This is a genomic window from Vibrio sp. SCSIO 43086 (genome assembly GCF_051132235.1).
GTDB classification, from domain to species: domain Bacteria; phylum Pseudomonadota; class Gammaproteobacteria; order Enterobacterales; family Vibrionaceae; genus Vibrio; species Vibrio diabolicus.
The window spans coordinates 25,118-49,385 of sequence record NZ_CP072677.1; the positions used below are offsets into that span (position 1 = coordinate 25,118).

Here is a 24,268-nt window from a genome sequence, read left to right on the forward strand (position 1 = left end):
GGAAATCGTGGCAAAAGCATTATTTCTATACTCTTCCCGCGAAGGGCAGACTAAAAAAATTCTCCACTATATAGATGAACAACTTCCAGACTTCGATTGTGAGCTGGTGGATTTACATAATGTCGAGACGATTGACTTCAGTCAATACGACAGAGTGTTGATAGGCGCCTCTATTCGTTATGGTCATCTTAATAAAAAGCTATACCAGTTTATTGAGCGAAATCTCAATCAATTGGAGCAAAATAAAGTGGCATTTTTCTGCGTAAACCTAACCGCTCGTAAAGAGGACCAAGGAAAGGATACACCTGAAGGTAGTGCTTACATTCGCAAGTTTCTAATTAAGTCGCCTTGGAAACCAACGCTAATCGGTGTTTTTGCTGGTGCACTTTATTACCCACGTTACAGCTGGTTCGACAGAACTATGATTAGGTTCATTATGTCGATGACAGGTGGCGAAACCGATACGACCAAAGAAGTGGAATACACCAATTGGGAAAAAGTGGCTCTTTTCGCAGATAAATTCAGAGAACTGTAGAAATAACGTGCTCTTTTGACTGCTTTTGATGCAAATTTATCCGAACGATAAAAAAATCAAAAAAAACGTGAAAAAGGGCTTGCCAATGTGATCGCAATCTCTATAATGCCACCTCGCTGACACGGCAACGCTTCGAAAGAAACGAAGTCGAGGTTAGCAAGCCAAATTAGCCAAGCGGAAACGCTTGAAGAAAGTTTGAAAAAAGTGATTGACACTAAACTTTAACTCGCTAAAATGGCCGTCCTGTTTTGAGCAAAGCTCAACAGGAAAGCTCTTTAACAATATAGACCTATCAATCTGTGTGGGCACTCGTTGATGATAATCCAATTCGATACCTCGGTATCAAATTAGGTTTCAATGATACGAAGTGACCATTGAATCTTCGGATTCAGCACAGTCAATTCAAACATTACTTATGTAATGTTCAGTATTCATTGAGCCGAACAAAATCTTAAATTGAAGAGTTTGATCATGGCTCAGATTGAACGCTGGCGGCAGGCCTAACACATGCAAGTCGAGCGGAAACGAGTTATCTGAACCTTCGGGGAACGATAACGGCGTCGAGCGGCGGACGGGTGAGTAATGCCTAGGAAATTGCCCTGATGTGGGGGATAACCATTGGAAACGATGGCTAATACCGCATGATGCCTACGGGCCAAAGAGGGGGACCTTCGGGCCTCTCGCGTCAGGATATGTCTAGGTGGGATTAGCTAGTTGGTGAGGTAAGGGCTCACCAAGGCGACGATCCCTAGCTGGTCTGAGAGGATGATCAGCCACACTGGAACTGAGACACGGTCCAGACTCCTACGGGAGGCAGCAGTGGGGAATATTGCACAATGGGCGCAAGCCTGATGCAGCCATGCCGCGTGTATGAAGAAGGCCTTCGGGTTGTAAAGTACTTTCAGTCGTGAGGAAGGCGTTGTAGTTAATAGCTGCATCGTTTGACGTTAGCGACAGAAGAAGCACCGGCTAACTCCGTGCCAGCAGCCGCGGTAATACGGAGGGTGCGAGCGTTAATCGGAATTACTGGGCGTAAAGCGCATGCAGGTGGTTTGTTAAGTCAGATGTGAAAGCCCGGGGCTCAACCTCGGAATAGCATTTGAAACTGGCAGACTAGAGTACTGTAGAGGGGGGTAGAATTTCAGGTGTAGCGGTGAAATGCGTAGAGATCTGAAGGAATACCGGTGGCGAAGGCGGCCCCCTGGACAGATACTGACACTCAGATGCGAAAGCGTGGGGAGCAAACAGGATTAGATACCCTGGTAGTCCACGCCGTAAACGATGTCTACTTGGAGGTTGTGGCCTTGAGCCGTGGCTTTCGGAGCTAACGCGTTAAGTAGACCGCCTGGGGAGTACGGTCGCAAGATTAAAACTCAAATGAATTGACGGGGGCCCGCACAAGCGGTGGAGCATGTGGTTTAATTCGATGCAACGCGAAGAACCTTACCTACTCTTGACATCCAGAGAACTTTCCAGAGATGGATTGGTGCCTTCGGGAACTCTGAGACAGGTGCTGCATGGCTGTCGTCAGCTCGTGTTGTGAAATGTTGGGTTAAGTCCCGCAACGAGCGCAACCCTTATCCTTGTTTGCCAGCGAGTAATGTCGGGAACTCCAGGGAGACTGCCGGTGATAAACCGGAGGAAGGTGGGGACGACGTCAAGTCATCATGGCCCTTACGAGTAGGGCTACACACGTGCTACAATGGCGCATACAGAGGGCGGCCAACTTGCGAGAGTGAGCGAATCCCAAAAAGTGCGTCGTAGTCCGGATTGGAGTCTGCAACTCGACTCCATGAAGTCGGAATCGCTAGTAATCGTGGATCAGAATGCCACGGTGAATACGTTCCCGGGCCTTGTACACACCGCCCGTCACACCATGGGAGTGGGCTGCAAAAGAAGTAGGTAGTTTAACCTTCGGGGGGACGCTTACCACTTTGTGGTTCATGACTGGGGTGAAGTCGTAACAAGGTAGCGCTAGGGGAACCTGGCGCTGGATCACCTCCTTAAACGATGATTATTGCGATGAGTGTTCACACAGATTGATACGGTTTATGAAGTTTAAGAGATAGAACATCCCCCAAGATGTTCAACTTAGTGTCCCGTTCGTCTAGAGGCCTAGGACACCGCCCTTTCACGGCGGTAACAGGGGTTCGACTCCCCTACGGGATACCATTGGGTCGTTAGCTCAGTTGGTAGAGCAGTTGACTTTTAATCAATTGGTCGCAGGTTCGAATCCTGCACGACCCACCATTTCCTTCCACGGAAATTAAAATAATGTGGGCGATTAGCTCAGTTGGGAGAGCACCTGCCTTACAAGCAGGGGGTCACTGGTTCGAGCCCGGTATCGCCCACCATTCTCTAAGTATTTTTGGAATAAAACGTCCAAACCAGAACAAGCAATTGATACTGGTTGGCATTTTTGACTCTGAAAGTCTTTAGAAAATGTAACTTCCTTGTGAAGAAACATAGCTCTTTAACAATTTGGAAAGCTGACAAAACAACAATTTATTGTTGTTTGTAAAGTTCTCAAAGTATTCCTGATGGAATACAACTAAAAACACATTCAAGTGTTCTTGGGAATAGCATGAAAATGTTATTCATATTTGAGTCCGGCAAAATCGAAAGCTGTCTCGCTCATTCAAATAATGAGACAGCAACTTTGGTTGTTTGACCGTTTGATTTCACTTTTTAAAGTGAAGACAAAATGCAATTCGAAACTCCTTCGGGTTGTATGGTTAAGTGACTAAGCGTACACGGTGGATGCCTTGGCAGTCAGAGGCGATGAAGGACGTATTAACTTGCGATAAGCCCAGATTAGGTAGTAAAAACCACTTGAGTCTGGGATTTCCGAATGGGGAAACCCACTTACATAAGTAAGTATCGTTATGTGAATACATAGCATAACGAGGCGAACCGGGGGAACTGAAACATCTAAGTACCCCGAGGAAAAGAAATCAACCGAGATTCCGAAAGTAGCGGCGAGCGAAATTGGACTAGCCCTTAAGCTTTATAGGCGTTAGGTGAACAAGCTGGAAAGCTTGGCGATACAGGGTGATAGCCCCGTAACTGACGACGCATATTCAGTGAAATCGAGTAGGGCGGGACACGTGATATCCTGTCTGAATATGGGGGGACCATCCTCCAAGGCTAAATACTACTGACTGACCGATAGTGAACCAGTACCGTGAGGGAAAGGCGAAAAGAACCCCTGTGAGGGGAGTGAAATAGAACCTGAAACCGTGTACGTACAAGCAGTAGGAGCAGGCTTGTCCTGTGACTGCGTACCTTTTGTATAATGGGTCAGCGACTTATATTCAGTGGCAAGGTTAACCATCTAGGGGAGCCGTAGGGAAACCGAGTCTTAACTGGGCGTTCAGTCTCTGGATATAGACCCGAAACCAGGTGATCTAGCCATGGGCAGGTTGAAGGTTGAGTAACATCAACTGGAGGACCGAACCGACTAATGTTGAAAAATTAGCGGATGACTTGTGGCTAGGGGTGAAAGGCCAATCAAACCTGGAGATAGCTGGTTCTCCCCGAAAGCTATTTAGGTAGCGCCTCGGACGAATACTACTGGGGGTAGAGCACTGTTAAGGCTAGGGGGTCATCCCGACTTACCAACCCTTTGCAAACTCCGAATACCAGTAAGTACTATCCGGGAGACACACGGCGGGTGCTAACGTCCGTCGTGGAGAGGGAAACAACCCAGACCGCCAGCTAAGGTCCCAAATTACTACTAAGTGGGAAACGATGTGGGAAGGCTCAGACAGCCAGGATGTTGGCTTAGAAGCAGCCATCATTTAAAGAAAGCGTAATAGCTCACTGGTCGAGTCGGCCTGCGCGGAAGATGTAACGGGGCTAAGTAGTAAACCGAAGCTGCGGCAATATACTTTTGTATATTGGGTAGGGGAGCGTTCTGTAAGCGGTTGAAGGTGTGTGGTAACGCATGCTGGACGTATCAGAAGTGCGAATGCTGACATGAGTAACGATAAAGGGGGTGAAAAACCTCCTCGCCGGAAGACCAAGGGTTCCTGTCCAACGTTAATCGGGGCAGGGTAAGTCGACCCCTAAGGCGAGGCCGAAAGGCGTAGTCGATGGGAAACGGGTTAATATTCCCGTACTTCTTACAATTGCGATGGGGGGACGGAGAAGGCTAGGTGGGCCTGGCGACGGTTGTCCAGGTTCAAGTGCGTAGGCTGAAGAGTTAGGTAAATCCGGCTCTTCTTAAGGCTGAGACACGACGTCGAGCATCTACGGATGTGAAGTCATTGATGCCATGCTTCCAGGAAAAGCCTCTAAGCTTCAGATTGTAAGGAATCGTACCCCAAACCGACACAGGTGGTCGGGTAGAGAATACCAAGGCGCTTGAGAGAACTCGGGTGAAGGAACTAGGCAAAATGGTACCGTAACTTCGGGAGAAGGTACGCTCTCGACGGTGAAGTCCCTCGCGGATGGAGCTATTGAGAGTCGCAGATACCAGGTGGCTGCAACTGTTTATTAAAAACACAGCACTGTGCAAAATCGCAAGATGACGTATACGGTGTGACGCCTGCCCGGTGCCGGAAGGTTAATTGATGGGGTTAGACTTCGGTCGAAGCTCTTGATCGAAGCCCCGGTAAACGGCGGCCGTAACTATAACGGTCCTAAGGTAGCGAAATTCCTTGTCGGGTAAGTTCCGACCTGCACGAATGGCGTAATGATGGCCACGCTGTCTCCACCCGAGACTCAGTGAAATTGAAATCGCTGTGAAGATGCAGTGTACCCGCGGCTAGACGGAAAGACCCCGTGAACCTTTACTACAGCTTGGCACTGAACATTGACCCTACATGTGTAGGATAGGTGGGAGGCTTTGAAGCGCAGTCGCTAGATTGCGTGGAGCCGTCCTTGAAATACCACCCTTGTAGTGTTGATGTTCTAACGTTGACCCCTTATCGGGGTTGCGGACAGTGCCTGGTGGGTAGTTTGACTGGGGCGGTCTCCTCCCAAAGCGTAACGGAGGAGCACGAAGGTGGGCTAATCACGGTTGGACATCGTGAGGTTAGTGCAATGGCATAAGCCCGCTTGACTGCGAGAATGACAATTCGAGCAGGTGCGAAAGCAGGTCATAGTGATCCGGTGGTTCTGAATGGAAGGGCCATCGCTCAACGGATAAAAGGTACTCCGGGGATAACAGGCTGATACCGCCCAAGAGTTCATATCGACGGCGGTGTTTGGCACCTCGATGTCGGCTCATCACATCCTGGGGCTGAAGTCGGTCCCAAGGGTATGGCTGTTCGCCATTTAAAGTGGTACGCGAGCTGGGTTTAGAACGTCGTGAGACAGTTCGGTCCCTATCTGCCGTGGGCGTTGGAGAATTGAAAGGGGCTGCTCCTAGTACGAGAGGACCGGAGTGGACGAACCTCTGGTGTTCGGGTTGTGTCGCCAGACGCATTGCCCGGTAGCTAAGTTCGGGATCGATAACCGCTGAAAGCATCTAAGCGGGAAGCGAGCCTTGAGATGAGTTCTCCCTGATACTTTAAGTATCCTAAAGGGTTGTCGTAGACTACGACGTTGATAGGCAGGGTGTGTAAGCGTTGTGAGGCGTTGAGCTAACCTGTACTAATTGCCCGTGAGGCTTAACCATACAACACCCAAGGGGTTTTGATGGACTCAATGAAAGAACATTGAATGTGTAAGAACGAGAATTAAACACAGCTTTCCGAATTAAAGAATTTGCTTGGCGACCATAGCGTTTTGGACCCACCTGATTTCCATGCCGAACTCAGAAGTGAAACGAAATAGCGCCGATGGTAGTGTGGGGCTTCCCCATGTGAGAGTAGGACATCGCCAGGCTTTAAATTTGAAAAAGCCCACTCGAAAGAGTGGGCTTTTTTACGTTTCTGGGCTCTGAAAATTACCTAAGCACTCAGAACTCAAACATCTATTGTTAAAGTGTAATGTATTTACTCTCCGCTACTTTCCAAAAAGCCTTCACTAATGGATTCTCTAACTGATTTTTGGTACAGCAGACACCAAGTTCAAACGGCTTAATTGGTAACACTTTTAAGCGATTTATCTTCTCCCTCACTGGGCTATTGTTGATCACGACATCAGGTGCGATACCCACACCGCATCCCAGTGCAACCATACTTACGATGGCTTCATGCCCTGACGTTTGCGCGTAGATTTTCGGCTTTATTTTCATTTGTTTGAGCCAAGTATTGGCTCTATCTCTTGCTGTCCCTGCTTCTGGGAGAATGAATGGAATGACTGACCAGTTTGGTCTTTCTTTTTGTAGCTCCTCCGCAAATGAACTCACGCCGACAGGAGCGATGACAGAAAGTGGTATTTCACTGATCGTTTCAAATGCGATTTTGCTTGGCATCTGCTCAGATTTGGCTGAGATGGCAATATCGGCTTCATCTGCTAGAATTTTGTCGATCGCTTGAGCCGGGTCGCCGGTTGATAGCTTAAATTCGATAAAAGGATGCTGCAGACGAAAATCAGAGATTAACTCTGGCAGGTGGCTGTAGCTTGCAGTAACCGAACAAAATAGACGGATTTCTCCTTTCAATTCGTCCTCTGCTCCCTTTAGGTGACTTTGGTACTGTTGCCATTCGCCAAGAATTTTTAAGGCGACAGGAACCAGTTTTTTGCCTTGGCTCGTTAAATCAACGCTGCGATTGTCCCGCAAAAATAATTGTTGGCTAGTTTCTTCCTCTAGCTTTTGTATTTGTCTGCTCAAGGCTGAAGGACTCACATGCATCGCTGCTGCGGTCTTAGCGAAACTTTTACTCTCACACAGATGAATAAAAAGTTGCAGGCTTTTGATATTCATTAAATCTTCATTTCCATGTTGCATAAATTGCAATAACTAATTGTGAATATATCACTTTAAGCAATTTAATGTCTGTTTTAGTATGAAGTTATTCGGTAAGGCAATTACCGACCTCAATGGAAGAATCTCAAAGGAGCACCCAGATGGCTAATTATTTCAATACCTTAAACTTGCGCGAGCAGTTGGACCAATTAGGTCGTTGTCGCTTTATGGACCGTAGCGAATTTGCTTCAGAAGCGGATTACTTAAAAGGCAAGAAAGTGGTCATCGTAGGTTGTGGTGCTCAAGGTCTTAACCAAGGTCTGAATATGCGTGACTCTGGTCTAGAGGTTGCTTACGCGCTTCGCCAAGCAGCAATTGATGAGCAACGTCAATCTTTCAAAAATGCAAAAGACAACGGTTTTGAAGTAGGTAGCTACGAAACGCTAATTCCACAAGCTGACCTAGTAGTAAACCTTACTCCAGATAAGCAGCACACAAACGTTGTTGAGACGATAATGCCGCTAATGAAAGAAGGCGCAGCGCTAGGTTACTCACACGGCTTCAACGTCGTTGAAGAGGGCATGCAAATCCGTAAAGACCTAACAGTAGTAATGGTTGCACCTAAGTGCCCGGGCACGGAAGTTCGTGAAGAGTACAAGCGTGGTTTCGGTGTTCCAACTCTTATCGCTGTTCACCCAGAGAACGACCCAAAAGGTGAAGGTTGGGATATCGCGAAAGCTTGGGCTGCAGCAACAGGTGGTCACCGTGCAGGCTGTCTAGAGTCTTCTTTTGTTGCTGAGGTGAAATCTGACCTAATGGGTGAGCAAACTATCCTTTGTGGCATGTTGCAGGCTGGCTCTATCGTATGTTATGAGAAGATGATTGCTGATGGTATCGATCCTGGCTACGCAGGCAAGCTTCTTCAATACGGTTGGGAAACCATCACTGAAGCACTGAAGTTTGGTGGTATCACTCATATGATGGATCGCCTAACGAACCCTGCAAAAGTGAAAGCATTTGAACTTTCTGAAGAGCTAAAAGAGCTGATGCGTCCGCTATACAACAAGCACATGGACGATATCATTACAGGTCACTTCTCTAGCACTATGATGGCTGACTGGGCAAACGACGATGCGAACCTACTAGGCTGGCGTGCAGAAACGGGTGAAACTGCTTTCGAAAACTACCCAGAAACTGACGTAGAAATCTCTGAGCAAGAGTACTTCGATAACGGTATCCTGATGGTCGCTATGGTTCGTGCGGGTGTTGAGCTAGCATTCGAAGCAATGACGGCATCTGGCATCATCGATGAGTCTGCTTACTACGAGTCTCTACACGAGCTGCCACTTATCGCAAACACTATCGCACGTAAGCGTTTATACGAGATGAACGTGGTTATCTCTGATACGGCTGAATATGGTAACTACCTATTTGCTAATGTAGCAACGCCGCTACTGCGTGAAAAATTCATGCCTTCTGTTAGTACAGACGTCATTGGTAAAGGTCTAGGTGAAACGTCTAACCAAGTGGATAACGCGACTCTTATCGCTGTGAATGAAACAATCCGCAACCACCCTGTAGAATACATCGGTGAAGAACTACGTGGTTACATGACTGATATGAAGCGTATCGCGGTGGGCGGCTAAATTACTGGCCTTAAGGTTCCATTTCGGTGTCGAAGGTGCTCGTTTACTATCGTAAAGTCCGCGCCTTCTCCTAGAAATGAAACCTTAATACTGCTTAATTTACTTAGTCTCAAGTAACGCAGTAGATAAACTCCAGGCAGACTGGAGTGATAAATACAAAATAAAACACAACATCTAATCAAAAGGCTTGGTCGCCGTTGACCAAGCTTTTTCTTTTTAGCCACTTATGAAACAAGTCGGTTTAATCCTCATAAAGAAAACGCTCCTTTATGAGGAGCGTTTTAACACTTATTTTTCTGCAAGCTTCTCTTCAAGCTCCGCCAATTTCTGTTCCATTTCTGTCAGTTTTTGACGCGTGCGCAGTAAAACTTGAGTTTGAACATCAAACTCTTCGCGGCTTACTACATCTAGCTTATTCAGTTGGCCTTGGATTACTTGGCGAACCTTCTGATCAACATCAGAACCCAACTCTTTTACAGGTTGAGGCATTGAGTCGTGAATCTGTTTAGCAATTTGCTCTAATTTCTTTGGGTCAAACATAGTGGCTAAAACTCCTTTTGATTTGCCCTCATTTTAAGTAAATGATACGTGAAAGTCGCCATTTAGATGGCAAAAAAAGAGAGCGGCAATAAAAAAGGTCACCGAAGTGACCTTTTTGAATGCCTTAAAAGCTTATCTGTTATCCGCTAATTCACGGTGTGCTGCTTTCGCTTCATCAACTCGTGCTAACTTCTCCAAGTCTTTGTCTTCAACAAATACTGGCAGTGGTTTGTGTTTTTCAGCTAAGTAGCTGTAAATCACAGGTAGTACGAATAGTGTGAACAATGTACCGATTGCAAGGCCAGCAACGATGACGATGCCGATACTGAAACGTTGCGCGGCACCTGCACCGGTAGCGTACATCAGCGGGATCAGACCTGCGATCATCGCTGCGGTTGTCATTAGGATAGGGCGAAGACGCACTTTCGCAGCCTCCATCACCGCATCAATACGAGACAGTTTATTATGTAACTGCTCTTCTTTGGCTACTTCACAGATCAAGATACCATGCTTGGTGATCAGGCCGACCAGCGTGATCAAACCAACCTGCGAGTAGATGTTCATCGAGGCAGTACCCCACGCCAACGCGATCAAGGCACCACATATTGCTAGCGGTACAGATACCATGATGACAATAGGGTCGCGGAGTGATTCAAATTGAATCGCCAGAACGAGGAAGATGATCGCAAGTGCAAGACCAAAGGTTGCATACAAGGCACTACCTTCTGTCACAAACTGACGAGATTCGCCCATGTAATCGTGGTTATAGCCTGCAGGCAGTTTGGTTTGTGCGATATTTTCAAACCAATTAACTGCATCTCCCATCGAGACACCAGGGCCAGTAACTGCACCTACAGTCGCTGAGTTTAACTGGTTGAAGTGTGGCAAAGAGCGAGGCTCGGCCACCACATCGATGGTAATCAGACTACCTAATGGAACCGCTTTACCATCTACAGAGCGTACATAGTAGTTCTTCATCGATTCTGGGTTTAGACGCCATTTACGCTCAACCTGAGGAATTACCTCATAAGAACGGCCATTTAGGTCGATACGGTTTACATAGCCATCTGCCATCATCGTACTGAGGGTGATACCTATGTCTTGCATAGTCACACCGTAGGCACCCGCTTTGTCTTTATCGATCTTGATCTTCATCGTTGCAGAATCATATTTCAGATCCAGATCGGAATAGACAAACATTGGACTGCTTGCTACTTCTGACAGAATGTCATTTGCAACGGTAAACAAACTTTCAAAATTGTTTGGTGTTGTAATTACGAACTGTACAGGAAGGCCTGAACCAGCACCTGGTAGCTCCGGCATTTCGTAGGCAGCAATAGACATTCCCGGAATGCTCGAAACAAGCCCACCAACACGCTGTTTGATTTCTGCTTGGCTCGCTTCTCGTTCGCCCCATGGTTTGAGTGTAGCTAAACCAAACGCTTGATTAGAATCCGGAACACCGTTAAATACCTGAGCGTATTCTACTTCTGGTTGAGCAGAGAGAATCTTATTCACATCATCCATGGTGTTTTGGATGTAGTCCAAATTCGAATTCGATGGTGCGGTCCCTATGAGCACAACAACACCTTTATCTTCAGAAGGAGCTAGTTCACTAGGAATAAACTTGAATAAAACAGGTAGGCTTGCAAATACAATAATGGCAAATACGATCACCACTGGTCGGCTCGCCATTACTGCTTTTAACATATTTGCGTAGCGATTAGTCATGCCATCAAGGATATGGTGAACTTTTTGCTCAAACTTGCTCGGCTTTTCGTTCGCCTTCAGCATCTTTGAACACATCATAGGTGATAGCGTTAAAGCGATGATACCGGACACAAATACCGAACCTGCTAGCGTTAAAGCGAACTCTTTGAACAACGAGCCCGTAATACCGCCCATCAACGCGATTGGTGCGTATACCGCACCTAGCGTTAATGTCATCGCAATAACTGGCACAGCAATTTCGCGCGTACCAATGATTGCTGCACGGAATGGTGACTCGCCTTCTTTGATATGACGGTCCACGTTTTCTAGCACCACGATCGCGTCATCCACCACCAGGCCGATGGCAAGTACCATCGCTAGTAGTGTCATTAAGTTCCAAGAGAAGCCCATTGCCTGCATAACCATCGCCACACCAATCAAAGAGAGTGGAATAGTGACGATAGGAATGATGACCGCACGGAACGAACCTAGGAACAGTGTGATCACTACAAGTACGATAATTGCCGCTTCAAGAATCGTTTTCACTACTTCGTGAATTGACTCGTTGATCGCAATGGTAGAGTCGTACATCACGTTCATTTTGATGTTACTTGGTAAGTTGCGCTCAAGTTGAGGTAATAATTCAAGCACATCAGCAGCGATGTTGATTGGGTTGGCACTTGGCGCGGCGTTGATTGCAGCAACCACGGCTTCTTGGCCGTTTGCACTTGCACGGTAAACGTCGTGACTCTTCTCAAGTGTTACCTTGGCGATATCACCTAAGCGAATAACGTCCCCTTCACCCGTTTTTACGACCAACGCTTCAAGTTCAGCAACGTTTGATACCTGAGTATCCGCGCTACCGTTATAAAGCACGAACTCACCCGTCGCTTGACCCGTCGCAGATTGGTAGTTGTTGGCGTTAAGAACGCTCATCACATCCGTTGCAGTCAGCTTTAACGCGCCCATTTTTGCTGGATCTAGCCATACGCGCAGCGCGTATTTCATACCACCGTAAAGGTCAACTTTTGATACACCATTTACAGTGAATAGCTGTGGGTTGATTACACGCTCAAGGTAGTCGGTGATCTGGCTGGAAGACAACTCGTCACTGGTAAAACCAATATACAATACCGCGGTAGTAGAACCGGTCGACATCGTTACGGTCGGGTCTTCGGCTTCTTTTGGAAGCTGGGAACGTACCGAGTTAGTTTTCGCTAAGATGTCAGCCAATGCCGCGTTTGGGTCGGTATTCAACTTCATGTTGACAGTAATGGTTGATTTACCTAACACCGATTGCGAGGTCATATAATCAATATTATCGGCTTGCGCCACCGCTTGCTCCAATGGCTGAGTAATAAAGCCCTGGATCAAGTTGGCACTTGCACCGTAGTAACTGGTGGTCACAGTGACCACTGTATTCGTCATTTCAGGGTATTCACGAACTTGCATTTTGAACACGGCTTGCAAACCAAGCAATGCAATCAAAAAACTGATCGATACCGCTAAAACTGGACGTTTTATAAAAACATCTGTAAAGCGCATGATGCCTCCAACTTAAAGCATTGGTGTTTCAGCAGGTGGGGTAGTTGCATCGCTTTCGACAATGCTTACTTTTGCGTGGTTACTTAAACGGACTTGACCCGATGTCACCACTACATCACCTGGCTTCACGCCTTCTAGAATGTGTGCGATATCTTTAGAGCGTTCGCCAACTTTTACCACATGCTGCTTAACGCGTTTCTCGCCATCTTCTTCCGTTACGATGTAAACATTGTCGCCGTATAGCGTAAACGTGATCGCAGTTTGAGGCAGAGTGACCTGATTTTCTAATTTAGGCAGAATGATGTTTGCACGTGCGAACATACCACTACGCAGTTTGCCATCACTGTTAGGGATATCTGCTTGAACCTGAATCAAGCCACTTTGTACGTTAACCGCAGGCTCAATCGCAGAAATTGAACCTTTGAAAGGCTGTTCTGGGTAGGCATCCACGAAGATATCCACTTCTTGGTCGATGTTGATACGTGAGATATCGGTTTGCGGCACGGTAAAGCGTAAGCGCATCACGCTGGTGTCTTCCAGGCGAACAATATCAGTACCCGCTTGTAGGTACTGACCTAGGTACACGTTACGAATACCTACCACACCATCAAATGGCGCTTTGATTTCGCGTCGGTCGATGGTCGCTTTCAAGCTTTCAATGTCCGCTTTTAAGGAGAAGTAGTTCGCTTCTGCTTCGTCATACGCTTCTTTAGAAATAGAGCCTTTTTTAAATAGCCCTTGGTAGCGTTTGTATTTCGCTTCTGCTGCTGGCAACTTGGCTTGCGAGCTCTTTAAATTCGCTTTCTCAACGTCAGAGTCAAGCAGTACTAATGGCTGGCCTGCTTTGACTTGAGTACCGGAATCAAATGCGATTTTGTCGATAACACCGCTAGTTTCATTAGCAACGGTAACCCCTTGGTTTGGTTCAATAAAGCCAATTGCCTCTATAGCAGGAACCCAATCAACCGCTTGTACTTCAGTTACGGTTACTGGGAATGCTGGTTCAGGGCGATTGGCAAACTGCTCCATTTTGTCTTTGATATCAATTAGCCTGTATGTCACAACACTACCAAAAAGTAATAAAACAATTGATAGCATCAAAATCCACTTTTTCATTCTATTAAGAACTCCAAGTTAGTGTTTAATAATTGCATCCCAACTGGCTTCGATAGCAGCTTCTAATGCCGCCTTATCCAGCTGATAAAATCCCAAAGCGTGTTTCCTAGCAAGCGCAACACTTGCCTCAAAACTCAATCCAGAAAGTACTTCGTTATCGAGAGGTTTAAATACGCCCTCTTCTTTCCCCTGATTAAAAAGAAGATCTACTTGGGCAAACATTTGTCTTTCAAGTTCCCGAGCTTTGCTACTATTTGAACAGGGTAGAGACTCATATTGAACTCGATTGCTGAGCGCATTTAAATTCGAGCTCGCTAGATTCCAAATATTGAGCCACATGGTTCGATATCGCTGTTTTAAAGGCATCTCTTCACTCACGCCCAGTTGCACAGCCGTAGCGACGCGCTTTGCAACGTTAAGGCGTAACTCCTCCAAAAGATGTTCTTTATCTGAGAAATAACGATAAATCGTTCCTGCTGCGACACCTGCTTCATTGGCGAGCTTTTGCATGGAAAGTCCTTGAAAGCCCGATTCAGCAATGAGTTGCTCTGCAGCGACTAAGATTTGTTCTCGCTTATCTACAGCAGGGTTATCCTTCATAATCCTACCACCAGTGAATGAACGTTCATTCATTATAGCTCAAATACCCGCCTTTTATGCAACAGAATGTTGCGCTTGTTGGTATGAAAATTACAAGAAATCAGCGTAGCTTTCACGAGGCCACCCCTTTATCATAGGCGCCACATTTATCACCCGCAGAGAATTTCTATGAAGCTGAACCCTAGTCAAGATGAAGCCGTGAAATACGTGTCTGGTCCATGCCTAGTGCTAGCTGGTGCTGGCTCGGGCAAAACTCGTGTTATTACCAATAAAATCGCTTATCTGGTTCAGCAATGTGGCTACAAAGCGCGTAATATTGCAGCGGTGACGTTTACCAACAAAGCGGCGCGTGAAATGAAAGAACGTGTCGGCCAAACGTTGGGGAAAGCCGAGTCTAAAGGTTTGATGGTATCAACGTTCCACACCTTGGGATTAAACATCATCAAACGCGAATACAAGCATTTAGGGTTGAAAGCGGGCTTTTCACTGTTTGATGACCAAGACCAACTGGCGCTACTCAAGGAACTTACCGAAAAGCAGCTTGATGGTGATAAAGATCTGCTACGTCAGCTTCTGAGTTGTATTTCCAATTGGAAAAACGACATGTTGACGCCAGAGCAAGCCAAAGCGCGTGCGCAAGGTGAGCAGCAACAATTGTTTGCGTTCTGCTTTGATATGTACCAAAAGCAAATGAAAGCCTATAACGCGCTCGATTTTGATGACCTAATTTTGATGCCCGTCTTACTCTTGCGCAATCATGAAGACGTTCGTCAACGTTGGCAGAACCGTATCCGCTATCTATTGGTCGATGAGTACCAAGATACCAACACGAGTCAATATGAGTTGGTGAAATTAATCGTCGGTGAACGTGGGCGATTGACGGTCGTAGGAGATGATGACCAGTCCATTTATTCATGGCGTGGTGCGAAACCTCAGAATCTAGTCTTGCTGGGTGAAGATTACCCGAATTTGCGATTGATTAAGTTGGAGCAAAACTACCGCTCAACGAGTCGAATCCTGCGTGCGGCCAACATTTTGATAGCCAACAACCCTCACGTCTATGAGAAGTCCTTATTTTCAGAAATTCCTGACGGTGAAAAACTCAAAGTGTTGTTGGCTAAAAATGAAGAGCATGAGGCTGAGCGTGTCACGGGGGAGTTGATTGCACACAAATTCTTGAATCGAACCGACTATCGTGATTACGCAATTTTGTACCGTGGTAACCACCAATCGCGCTTAATTGAAAAGTCTCTGATGCAAAACCGTGTGCCGTATAAAATTTCTGGCGGCACCTCGTTTTTTGCACGAGCAGAAATTAAAGACATCATGGCGTATTTGCGTGTTTTGGTTAATCCAGATGACGACAATGCATTCTTACGTATTGTGAATACACCACGACGTGAAATTGGCCCAGTAACGTTAGAAAAGCTAGGCAGTTATGCCAATATGCGTGGGAAGAGCCTGTTTGAGTCGAGTTTTGAAATGGGGCTCGAACAGCACTTAACGGGACGCGGCCTGGAAAACTTACGTCGTTTCACCCAATGGTTAGTGGCGATTGCTGACCAAGCTGAGCGTGGTGATACCGTCGAAGCGGTTCGTTCGCTAGTTCGTGATATCCATTATGAAGATTGGCTATACGAAACTTCAGCAAGCCCGAAAGCCGCTGAAATGCGAATGAAGAACGTTTCTGATCTTTACTCCTGGATAGTGGCGGACCTAGAAGGTGACAACTACGATCAAGAAGAGAAAACGTTAAAAGAAGTCGTTCAGCGTTTGACCTTGCGTGACATGATGGAACGTGGCGAAGAAGATGAAGACAGTGATGCAGTACAACTGATGACCTTGCACGCATCAAAAGGCCTTGAGTTCCCATATGTATACTTAATTGGGTCCGAAGAAGGTATTTTACCGCACCAAACCAGTATTGATGAAGACAACGTCGAAGAAGAGCGTCGTCTGATGTATGTTGGCATTACCCGTGCGCAGCGTGAACTGACTTTCACTATGTGCAAAGAGCGTCGACAGTTCGGCGAGTTGATCAAACCGACGCAAAGCCGCTTTTTGGATGAGTTGCCATTTGATGACGTTGAATGGGAAGTAAACAAAAAGCCAGTATCAGCAGAAGAGCGTATGGCGAAAGGTCAGGCGCACATTGCCAATATTCGAGCAATGTTTAAGAAGTAGAGTAACCTTGTTCTCACTGACTAAAAACAAAAAGGCTTGCCAGTTGGCAAGCCTTTTTCGTTGATGTCTTTACTTATAGACCTTCAATCATGTGGTCGATTGCTGCGATGATTTCATCGTCAGAACAGTCCATACAGGTTCCTTTGGCAGGCATCGCATTGAAGCCTTCTAACGCGTGCTTCACTAACGTCTCTTTGCCTTGTGCAATACGCGGTGCCCAGTCATCGGCATTACCTGTTTTAGGTGCGCCGTTTACACCAGATGCGTGACAAGCAATACAAAAAGTACCATAAACTGTGGCGCCATCACGTGGACCGGTTGGTTCTTCTTTCACTGGCTCAGAACCCGCTAGATAAACATCACCGACAGGTTGGATGCGTTCTGCGATCGCATCGTATTCAGTTTGGCTGATGTCAGAAGCTAAAGCTGCCGTAGAAAACGTTAAGGCAGCGAACAAAACGCTAATCATTTGTCGAGACATATCCATTAAACCCACTTCACATTCCCGAGGTAAGTGACTTACCTATTTATATAGTTAGAGTATTAATGCCGAGCAGAGAAATCACTAAATTCCACTGAATGGCATAGAATGATTAGACAACTTGGTTGCAGCTGTTAAATCAATGTAAATAATGGGTGATTATATCCCGATAACTTGTTGCAATAAACAACAAGTTATCCATGACAGGGCGTGAATCACATCAAAAATTCAGTTTAAAGGAAGATAACTGTCGAAAAAGAGACCAAACGATAAAAAAAGTAAAAAAAGTACTAGACGGCATAGTGTGATATCCGTATTATTCCACTCCGCCGATAGGGCATGCGCCCGTAGCTCAGTTGGATAGAGCGTTGGCCTCCGGAGCCAAAGGTCGAAGGTTCGAATCCTTTCGGGCGTACCATTGCCTCGGAGGATACATCGGTAAAAATCAGTGGTGGCTATAGCTCAGTTGGTAGAGCCCCGGATTGTGATTCCGGTTGTCGCGAGTTCAAGTCTCGTTAGCCACCCCATTCTTTCTTTTTTAGATTGAATGCGGTAGCATTGCTCCCAATCTTGATTAAATCAAGATAAAACATCGTCGGTGAATAGCGCAGTTTGGTAGCGCATCTGGTTTGGGACCAGAGGGTCGGGGGTTCGAATCCCTCTTCACCGACCACTATTTAGTTTATGGCTGAGATAGCGGTAAACATGACAATTTGATGGTGGCTATAGCTCAGTTGGTAGAGCCCCGGATTGTGATTCCGGTTGTCGCGAGTTCAAGTCTCGTTAGCCACCCCATTCTTTATTTAAAGAATACATGCTCGGTGAATAGCGCAGTTTGGTAGCGCATCTGGTTTGGGACCAGAGGGTCGGGGGTTCGAATCCCTCTTCACCGACCACTATTAGAAAGCCTGCTTTTTAGCAGGCTTTCGTCGTTTTAGAGTTTATTACATCGCTTGGGCGACTATTAGTCGACAGTATTTCAAAGGATTTGAACCCAAGTGGGGTTCGCCTGAAGTTAGAATACGGCTCTTCACCGACCGCTATTTAGAGCCCCAGTCGAAAGACTGGGGCTTTTTTGCATCTACCCTCTTAAAAGCATCTGCATTCGATTTCAATTTCACCAAAAGTGTACAGCTCTAGGGGCTTTTGACCACCTATGATCCAAATGCTTTTCGAGCGGACAAAATAAACCCCAGAACGACGTCTGGGGTTTTGTGTTTTTCTAATCCACTACTTTTATTGGGCGAGTGTTTTAAGGATTTCTCTCAGCTCTACCGTTTCTTGGATTTCAAAATTTGGCGTTATATCTGTTGAGTTACTTGCGCCTGTCGCATTTACCCACACACTCAAAATGCCCATATTGTTAGCGCCTGCTATATCTGCTGGTAAAGAGTCGCCAATGTGCAGGGCTTCTTCTGGTTTTACTTCGACCAAGTCGAGCGCTTTTTGGAAAATGCTCGCAGCGGGCTTCTCTTCAGGCTCTTCTCCCCCCACAATAATATGGTCCACCCAGTCGCTCATCTGTGTCGCGCTGAGTTTAGGGTGTTGAGAAAAAATCGGGCCGTTAGTGATCACGACGAGTTTATAATGCTGACGAAGGTCGCTGAGCATTTCTTTTACACCAGGGAAGAAAGTGAACGCGCCCATACGTGCAGAGTCAAAGTAGTCTTGAGCTTGTTGAGCCTCTTCGGCATTAATGCTGACTCCGTGCTCCGCCAATATGTTTTGGATCAGGCCACAACGGAACGCGTTTTCATCAGGTAGCAGAGCCACAAGGTGAGGGAATTCCGCATTCAGCTTCTTGTACACACCCTGTAAGTAGCGCTGTAAAAAAGCTTGTGGTTCGGTAACTTGCGGGTAGGTCTTATGAATCCAAGTCGTAAACTTTTGTCCTGCAACTTTATCGGCTTGTGACGTCGCACATAAAGTCTCGTCCATATCAAAAAAAATCGCTTTAAGCACAGGGGCTCCTTTCATTTACAGCTTGGATCTAACATTGATTATCTATTATCCCACTCTCAATTGTGTCGTAAAGGGTTAAAATCGACGTGCTTCACCTACACTGGGAGAGTGATGGTAACCGCATTTTCTTTTGTTTAGTCAACAAACCGCTTAAGCGGCGCATAATCGTCGTCGACAGAGGATTTGTGTGGTTTTGCTGTTGTGTTCACGTTTTAGCCTATCCTTTCTCTTTCTAAGTTTGGCTTTTTATATTTGCCGACTATTTTATTAATAGTTTTTTATGTTGAAAAATTGCTTTTCGCATACGATATTGTTTGTTAAATGTTAATAATTGCACATGAATAGTATGGTTAATGGTCCCGGTTGGCTCGTGCTTATTTTTAGAGCATTTTTCTAGTTTTATTGGTGCATGGCGCACAAAAATAGTGTGATATGAAAATGGTTAAATACTTGTTAATGCATTTTTATTCGCTCATTGTGCGTTTATTTAATGTTTTCTCGGCGGAATATACTTTAATTGTTGCTTTTTTGTGTGATTTTTGCCAAATTGTTTCCGCATTAAGATTTCAGAGTATTATTCTGAATTTGAACGGATTCATTCAGGTGATGAATGGTGCCTTTGGCGCGATTCGATACCACAGACAAGGCAGTAGAGGTCTGAAATGTCACTATTAGAAGTGAAAAACCTTCGTATTGAATACCCATCCCGACACGGCGTTCACGCTGCCGTGAAGTCACTTTCTTTTCATATTGAACGTGGTGAAATCGTGGGTGTTGTTGGCGAATCAGGTGCGGGTAAATCCACCGTTGGTAACGCCGTTATTGATTTGCTTAGCCCTCCAGGTCGCGTTGCTAGCGGCGATGTTTTCTTGGATGGAGAAAAAATTTCTGGTTTATCACCAGAAGCGATGCGTAAGGTTCGCGGATCGAAGATTGGTTTTATTTTCCAAGATCCAATGACCTCACTTAACCCACTTTTTACGGTTGAGCAGCAGCTGAAAGAGACGATCCACGCCAACATGAAAGTCTCTGATGAAGAGGCGTATCAACGTGCGCTTTCTCTAATGCAGCAAGTTGGCATCCCGCAGCCAGAAAACCGCTTAAAACAATACCCACACCAATTCTCTGGTGGTATGCGTCAGCGTGTCGTCATTGCGATTGCTTTGGCTGGTGAGCCAGATCTGATCATCGCCGATGAGCCAACCACGGCACTGGACGTATCAATCCAAGACCAAATCCTCAACTTGATCCGAGAATTGTGTATCAAGAACAATGTCGGCTGTATGCTGGTTACTCACGATATGGGTGTGGTCTCCAACGTCACGGACCGCGTCGCGGTAATGTATCGTGGTGACTTGGTGGAGTTTGGGCCAACAGCCAAAGTGTTGGGCGATCCTGATCACTCCTACACTCGCAGCCTAATTTCAGCCGTTCCACGTTCAGACAGAAAGCTAGATCGCTTCCCTTTGGTAAGCTACATCGAAGAAGCGGCAGAAATGGAGCCACTCGACATCAAGAATCACTGGCTAGGACAAAGTCAGGATGAGCGCGAGTACACAGGCCCGCTTTTAGACGTGAAGAACGTTAATCTACGCTTTGTCACCAAAGACTCTTTATTTGAAAGCCGTCGCGAATACGTGCAGGCATCCAATAATGTGAGCTTTGAAGTGCATGAAGGCGAAACCTTTGGTTTGGTGGGTGAGTCTGGCTCTGGAAAATCAACCATTGCGCGAGTCATTGCTGGTTTATACCAACCTAACTCTGGTCAGGTGAAGTTTGAGGGTATTGACCTGACAGCTTTAACCTCTGAGAAAGAACGCCGCCCAATGCGTCGTCAGATGCAGATGGTGTTCCAAAACCCGTATACCTCAATGAACCCTCGTATGAAGGTATTCGATATTATTGCTGAGCCAATCCGTTTTCATAAACTGACGAAAAACGAGTCGGAAACTCGCCAAATCGTGAATGACCTTCTCGATCATGTTGGTTTGGGCCGCATGGCTGGGCTTAAGTACCCTCATGAATTCTCCGGTGGTCAGCGTCAGCGTATTTCTATTGCGCGTGCGTTGGCGACTCGTCCTCGACTTTTGATTTGTGATGAACCGACATCGGCACTGGACGTATCGGTACAGGCACAAATTCTAAACTTGCTGAAAGATCTGCAAAGTGAGCTGAACTTGACTATGTTGTTTATCAGCCACGATTTACCTGTTATTCGCCAGATGTGTGATCGAGTAGGTGTGATGCAAATGGGGACACTGTTAGAAGTGGCACCAACAGAACAGTTATTCACGGCACCTCAACACGAATACAGCAAAAAATTGATTTCTCTGATGCCTGAATTTACAGGCTTGCGAGAAGAGATCGAAACGGCATAAACCAAGCAACTTGCTTGGCTAACCTTTAGTCATAACAAAGACGCAAACACAACAACAAGGGATCCGTATCCCCGCATGAAGGAGTTATGCAAATGAAAACCATGAAAAGCAAATTAGCAGTGGCGCTAATGGCGGCGGGCCTAAGCTTTAATGCACTGGCAGCAGATATCAAAGTTGGCTACGCAGCTGACCCAGTATCGCTTGACCCACATGAGCAGCTATCAGGTGGCACACTGCAAATGTCACACATGGTATTTGATCCGTTGGTTCGCTTTACTCAAAAAATGGATTTCGAACCTCGCCTAGCGGAAAGTTGGGAACGCATTAACGATACTACTGTTCGTTTCAAACTGCGTGAAGGTGTGAAGTTCCACTCTGGTAATACCCTAACGGCTGACGACGTTGTATGGACGTTTGAGCGTCTACAAAGTTCTCCTGATTTTAAAAACATTTTCGACCCGTACGAGAAAATCGTCAAAGTGGACGACAACACGTTCGATCTTGTAACCAAAGGTCCTTACCCACTAGTGCTGCAAACTGCAACGTACATTTTCCCTATGGACAGCAAGTTCTACACGGGTAAAACAGCAGACGGCAAAGACAAGTCTGAGCTAGTGAAGCACGGTAACTCATTCGCATCGACTAACGTTTCTGGCACGGGTCCGTTCATCGTGACATCACGTGAGCAGGGCGTAAAAGTGGAATTTGAACGCTTTAAAGATTACTGGGACAAAGAGTCGAAAGGTAACGTTGATAAGCTAACGCTTGTTCCAATCAAAGAAGATGCGACTCGTGTAGCTGCGCTACTTTCTGGCGGCGTTGACATGATTCACCCGGTAGCACCAAACGATCACAAACGTGTGAAAGACGCAGACGGCATCGATCTAGTAACGCTACCAGGTACTCGTATCATCACGTTCCAACTAAACCAAAACAGCAACGAAGCACTGAAAGACGTTCGCGTTCGCCAAGCGATTGTTCACGCAATCAACAACGAAGGCATCGTGAAGAAAATCATGAAAGGCTTCGCGACAGCAGCTGGCCAGCAGAGTCCAACTGGCTACGTTGGTCACGATGACAAGCTAGTACCTCGCTACGATCTGAAGAAAGCAAAACAACTGATGAAAGAAGCGGGTTACGAGAACGGCCTGACGCTAACTATGATTGCGCCAAACAACCGCTACGTAAACGATGCGAAAGTAGCGCAAGCGGCGGCGGCAATGTTGTCTAAGATTGGCATCAAGGTTGATCTGAAAACTATGCCAAAAGCGCAATACTGGCCTGAGTTTGATAAGTGTGCGGCAGACATGCTGATGATTGGTTGGCACTCGGATACAGAGGACTCGGCAAACTTCAACGAGTTCCTAACCATGACTCGTAACGAAGAAACCGGTCGTGGTCAGTACAACTGTGGTCACTACTCAAACCCAGAAATGGACAAAGTGGTTGAAGCTGCAAACGTAGAGACGGACCCTGCGAAACGTGCAGCAATGCTGAAAGGTGTCGAAGCGACGCTATACAACGATGCTGCATTCGTACCGCTACACTGGCAAAGTGAAGCGTGGGGTGCGAAGTCTAATGTGAAAGCCGCAGACATCGTGAACCCAATGGTAATGCCTTACTTTGGCGACCTAGTTGTCGAGTAATCATACTTAGTCATGACAGAGAGGGGCGCCAGTCCTTCTCTGTTTTCGACACTTGGCTCGGTTTTGTTTCAGTCGGATTGAGCCAGTTTTACAGACTGAATTTTCTCTCTAAGTTTAGAGATCTATGGATAGTTAAGGGGCAAGGAATGTTTTCGTTTCTGGTCAAGCGCCTGTTTCAGGCACTGATAGTGATGTTTGTGATCAGTTTGGTGGCGTTTGCCATTCAGGACAACCTGGGTGATCCGCTGCGTGAGCTTGTAGGTCAGTCGGTTTCGGAATCGGAGCGCCAAGCGCTACGCGACGAATTGGGCCTGAACGATCCCTTTATCACAAAGTACACGCGCTTTGTGGGTAATGCACTGCAAGGTGATTTGGGTACATCATACTTTTTCAAGCGACCTGCGGTTGAGGTGATCCTCGATAAGCTGGTGGCAACATTAGAGCTCGTGTTTGGCGCGACGCTCATCATTATCGTTTTCTCTATACCGCTCGGGGTGTATTCCGCGATTCACCCGAAGAGTGTCTTTACCAAATTTGTTATGGCGATGAGTAGTGTCGGCATCTCGATTCCGGTGTTCCTAACCGCAATCATGCTAATGTACGTCTTCTCCATCGAACTCGGCTGGCTGCCTTCCTACGGGCGAGGTGAAACCGCTAACGTGCTCGGTTGGGAATCTGGCTTCTTTACCATCGATGGTATTAAGCACCTTATCCTGCCGTGTATTGCGCTAGCGTCTATCATGCTGCCGTTGTTCATCCGTCTGGTACGTTCAGAAATGCTGGAAGTACTGAGCTCGGAATACATTAAGTTCGCCAAAGCAAAAGGTTTGAACTTACAAAAGATTTATTACCAACATGCACTTAAGAACACCATGCTGCCAGTATTGACGGTAGGTGGCGTGCAGATTGGTACCATGGTGGCTTACACCATCCTAACCGAAACCGTATTCCAGTGGCCGGGTACAGGCTTTCTTTTCCTAGAGGCAATCAACCGTGTCGATACACCGTTGATCACAGCTTACGTTATCTTTGTTGGTCTGATTTTCGTGGTAACCAATACCATCGTTGATTTGCTGTACGGCATCATCAACCCAACTGTGAACTTAACTGGAAAAGGAGCTTAATA

13 protein-coding genes, 8 tRNA genes and 3 rRNA genes are annotated in these 24,268 nt (G+C 46.4%); 17 read left to right on the forward strand and 7 right to left on the reverse strand.

Annotated features, from left to right (window positions below; genetic code table 11):
- Window positions 1–7 precede the first annotated feature (7 nt).
- From hemG to rrf, 7 genes are all read left to right on the forward strand, one after another.
- The gene (gene hemG, locus J8Z23_RS00105; protein WP_005378894.1) at window positions 8–535 is read left to right on the forward strand and encodes a menaquinone-dependent protoporphyrinogen IX dehydrogenase; all 528 of its coding nucleotides are present in this window, start codon (window positions 8–10) and stop codon (window positions 533–535) included.
- Window positions 536–988: 453 nt separating this feature from the next.
- Window positions 989–2,541 (forward strand): 16S ribosomal RNA (locus J8Z23_RS00110).
- A gap of 90 nt (window positions 2,542–2,631) precedes the next feature.
- Window positions 2,632–2,707, forward strand: a tRNA-Glu gene (locus tag J8Z23_RS00115).
- A gap of 2 nt (window positions 2,708–2,709) precedes the next feature.
- Window positions 2,710–2,785 (forward strand) — tRNA-Lys (locus tag J8Z23_RS00120).
- A gap of 28 nt (window positions 2,786–2,813) precedes the next feature.
- Window positions 2,814–2,889, forward strand: a tRNA-Val gene (locus tag J8Z23_RS00125).
- Window positions 2,890–3,268: 379 nt separating this feature from the next.
- Window positions 3,269–6,158: ribosomal RNA gene (locus tag J8Z23_RS00130) — 23S ribosomal RNA — on the forward strand.
- Window positions 6,159–6,250: 92 nt separating this feature from the next.
- Window positions 6,251–6,367, forward strand: a 5S ribosomal RNA gene (gene rrf / locus J8Z23_RS00135).
- The 16S, 23S and 5S rRNA genes sit together here with 3 tRNA genes alongside, the layout of an rRNA operon.
- A 94-nt stretch (window positions 6,368–6,461) precedes the next feature.
- On the opposite strand, the gene ilvY is transcribed toward rrf, so the two are convergent.
- Window positions 6,462–7,352, reverse strand: a complete 891-nt coding sequence (gene ilvY, locus J8Z23_RS00140; RefSeq protein WP_301659547.1) for an HTH-type transcriptional activator IlvY — start codon at window positions 7,350–7,352, stop codon at window positions 6,462–6,464.
- Between the two features lie 143 nt (window positions 7,353–7,495).
- On the opposite strand from ilvY, the gene ilvC reads away from it, so the two are divergent.
- The gene (ilvC, locus tag J8Z23_RS00145) at window positions 7,496–8,980 is read left to right on the forward strand and encodes a ketol-acid reductoisomerase (protein ID WP_301659414.1); all 1,485 of its coding nucleotides are present in this window, start codon (window positions 7,496–7,498) and stop codon (window positions 8,978–8,980) included.
- Between the two features lie 288 nt (window positions 8,981–9,268).
- On the opposite strand, the gene ubiK is transcribed toward ilvC, so the two are convergent.
- From ubiK to J8Z23_RS00165, 4 genes are all read right to left on the reverse strand, one after another.
- Window positions 9,269–9,520 (reverse strand): ubiquinone biosynthesis accessory factor UbiK, encoded by a 252-nt coding sequence (gene ubiK / locus J8Z23_RS00150; protein ID WP_005398178.1) that lies wholly within the window; start codon window positions 9,518–9,520, stop codon window positions 9,269–9,271.
- A gap of 132 nt (window positions 9,521–9,652) precedes the next feature.
- Window positions 9,653–12,775 (reverse strand): multidrug efflux RND transporter permease subunit VmeD, encoded by a 3,123-nt coding sequence (vmeD, locus tag J8Z23_RS00155; protein ID WP_301659415.1) that lies wholly within the window; start codon window positions 12,773–12,775, stop codon window positions 9,653–9,655.
- Window positions 12,776–12,787: 12 nt separating this feature from the next.
- Window positions 12,788–13,891 (reverse strand): efflux RND transporter periplasmic adaptor subunit, encoded by a 1,104-nt coding sequence (locus J8Z23_RS00160; protein ID WP_012841250.1) that lies wholly within the window; start codon window positions 13,889–13,891, stop codon window positions 12,788–12,790.
- An 18-nt stretch (window positions 13,892–13,909) separates the two neighbouring features.
- The gene (locus J8Z23_RS00165) at window positions 13,910–14,491 is read right to left on the reverse strand and encodes a TetR/AcrR family transcriptional regulator (protein WP_005398171.1); all 582 of its coding nucleotides are present in this window, start codon (window positions 14,489–14,491) and stop codon (window positions 13,910–13,912) included.
- A 168-nt stretch (window positions 14,492–14,659) separates the two neighbouring features.
- On the opposite strand from J8Z23_RS00165, the gene rep reads away from it, so the two are divergent.
- A complete protein-coding gene (rep, locus tag J8Z23_RS00170; RefSeq protein WP_005398170.1) occupies window positions 14,660–16,675 on the forward strand; it encodes a DNA helicase Rep in 2,016 nt (671 codons plus the stop codon).
- 73 nt (window positions 16,676–16,748) lie between these two features.
- On the opposite strand, the gene J8Z23_RS00175 is transcribed toward rep, so the two are convergent.
- The gene (locus tag J8Z23_RS00175; protein WP_012841248.1) at window positions 16,749–17,162 is read right to left on the reverse strand and encodes a c-type cytochrome; all 414 of its coding nucleotides are present in this window, start codon (window positions 17,160–17,162) and stop codon (window positions 16,749–16,751) included.
- Window positions 17,163–17,497: 335 nt separating this feature from the next.
- Here J8Z23_RS00175 and J8Z23_RS00180 point away from each other — a divergent pair.
- From J8Z23_RS00180 to J8Z23_RS00200, 5 genes are all read left to right on the forward strand, one after another.
- Window positions 17,498–17,574: transfer RNA gene (locus tag J8Z23_RS00180), tRNA-Arg, on the forward strand.
- Window positions 17,575–17,607: 33 nt separating this feature from the next.
- Window positions 17,608–17,683: transfer RNA gene (locus J8Z23_RS00185), tRNA-His, on the forward strand.
- A gap of 69 nt (window positions 17,684–17,752) precedes the next feature.
- A tRNA-Pro gene (locus J8Z23_RS00190) sits at window positions 17,753–17,829 on the forward strand.
- A gap of 46 nt (window positions 17,830–17,875) precedes the next feature.
- A tRNA-His gene (locus J8Z23_RS00195) sits at window positions 17,876–17,951 on the forward strand.
- Between the two features lie 24 nt (window positions 17,952–17,975).
- Window positions 17,976–18,052, forward strand: a tRNA-Pro gene (locus tag J8Z23_RS00200).
- A 340-nt stretch (window positions 18,053–18,392) separates the two neighbouring features.
- Here the strand turns inward: J8Z23_RS00200 and J8Z23_RS00205 are convergent.
- Window positions 18,393–19,118, reverse strand: a complete 726-nt coding sequence (locus J8Z23_RS00205; protein WP_005394354.1) for an HAD family hydrolase — start codon at window positions 19,116–19,118, stop codon at window positions 18,393–18,395.
- A 662-nt stretch (window positions 19,119–19,780) separates the two neighbouring features.
- Here J8Z23_RS00205 and J8Z23_RS00210 point away from each other — a divergent pair.
- The 3 genes from J8Z23_RS00210 to J8Z23_RS00220 all read left to right on the forward strand — a co-directional run bounded on the left by J8Z23_RS00210 (window position 19,781) and on the right by J8Z23_RS00220 (window position 24,266).
- Window positions 19,781–21,496 carry a dipeptide ABC transporter ATP-binding protein gene (locus J8Z23_RS00210; RefSeq protein WP_005379108.1) on the forward strand — a complete coding sequence of 572 codons (1,716 nt, stop codon included), beginning with the start codon at window positions 19,781–19,783 and terminating at the stop codon, window positions 21,494–21,496.
- A gap of 92 nt (window positions 21,497–21,588) precedes the next feature.
- Window positions 21,589–23,142, forward strand: a complete 1,554-nt coding sequence (locus J8Z23_RS00215) for an ABC transporter substrate-binding protein (RefSeq protein WP_005394355.1) — start codon at window positions 21,589–21,591, stop codon at window positions 23,140–23,142.
- Between the two features lie 146 nt (window positions 23,143–23,288).
- Complete coding sequence (locus J8Z23_RS00220) at window positions 23,289–24,266, forward strand: ABC transporter permease (RefSeq protein WP_031780394.1); 978 nt, start codon at window positions 23,289–23,291, stop codon at window positions 24,264–24,266.
- Window positions 24,267–24,268: the final 2 nt, after the last annotated feature.

Bases quoted from the DNA above. Each gene is read 5' to 3' on its own strand.
- ilvY (WP_301659547.1), bottom strand. From the start codon at position 7,352: ATGAATATCAAAAGCCTGCAACTTTTTATTCATCTGTGTGAGAGTAAA.
- J8Z23_RS00165 (WP_005398171.1), bottom strand. From the start codon at position 14,491: ATGAAGGATAACCCTGCTGTAGATAAGCGAGAACAAATCTTAGTCGCT.
- J8Z23_RS00160 (WP_012841250.1), bottom strand. From the start codon at position 13,891: ATGAAAAAGTGGATTTTGATGCTATCAATTGTTTTATTACTTTTTGGT.
- vmeD (WP_301659415.1), bottom strand. From the start codon at position 12,775: ATGCGCTTTACAGATGTTTTTATAAAACGTCCAGTTTTAGCGGTATCG.
- J8Z23_RS00175 (WP_012841248.1), bottom strand. From the start codon at position 17,162: ATGGATATGTCTCGACAAATGATTAGCGTTTTGTTCGCTGCCTTAACG.
- J8Z23_RS00210 (WP_005379108.1), top strand. From the start codon at position 19,781: ATGTCACTATTAGAAGTGAAAAACCTTCGTATTGAATACCCATCCCGA.
- rep (WP_005398170.1), top strand. From the start codon at position 14,660: ATGAAGCTGAACCCTAGTCAAGATGAAGCCGTGAAATACGTGTCTGGT.
- J8Z23_RS00220 (WP_031780394.1), top strand. From the start codon at position 23,289: ATGTTTTCGTTTCTGGTCAAGCGCCTGTTTCAGGCACTGATAGTGATG.
- ubiK (WP_005398178.1), bottom strand. From the start codon at position 9,520: ATGTTTGACCCAAAGAAATTAGAGCAAATTGCTAAACAGATTCACGAC.
- ilvC (WP_301659414.1), top strand. From the start codon at position 7,496: ATGGCTAATTATTTCAATACCTTAAACTTGCGCGAGCAGTTGGACCAA.
- J8Z23_RS00215 (WP_005394355.1), top strand. From the start codon at position 21,589: ATGAAAACCATGAAAAGCAAATTAGCAGTGGCGCTAATGGCGGCGGGC.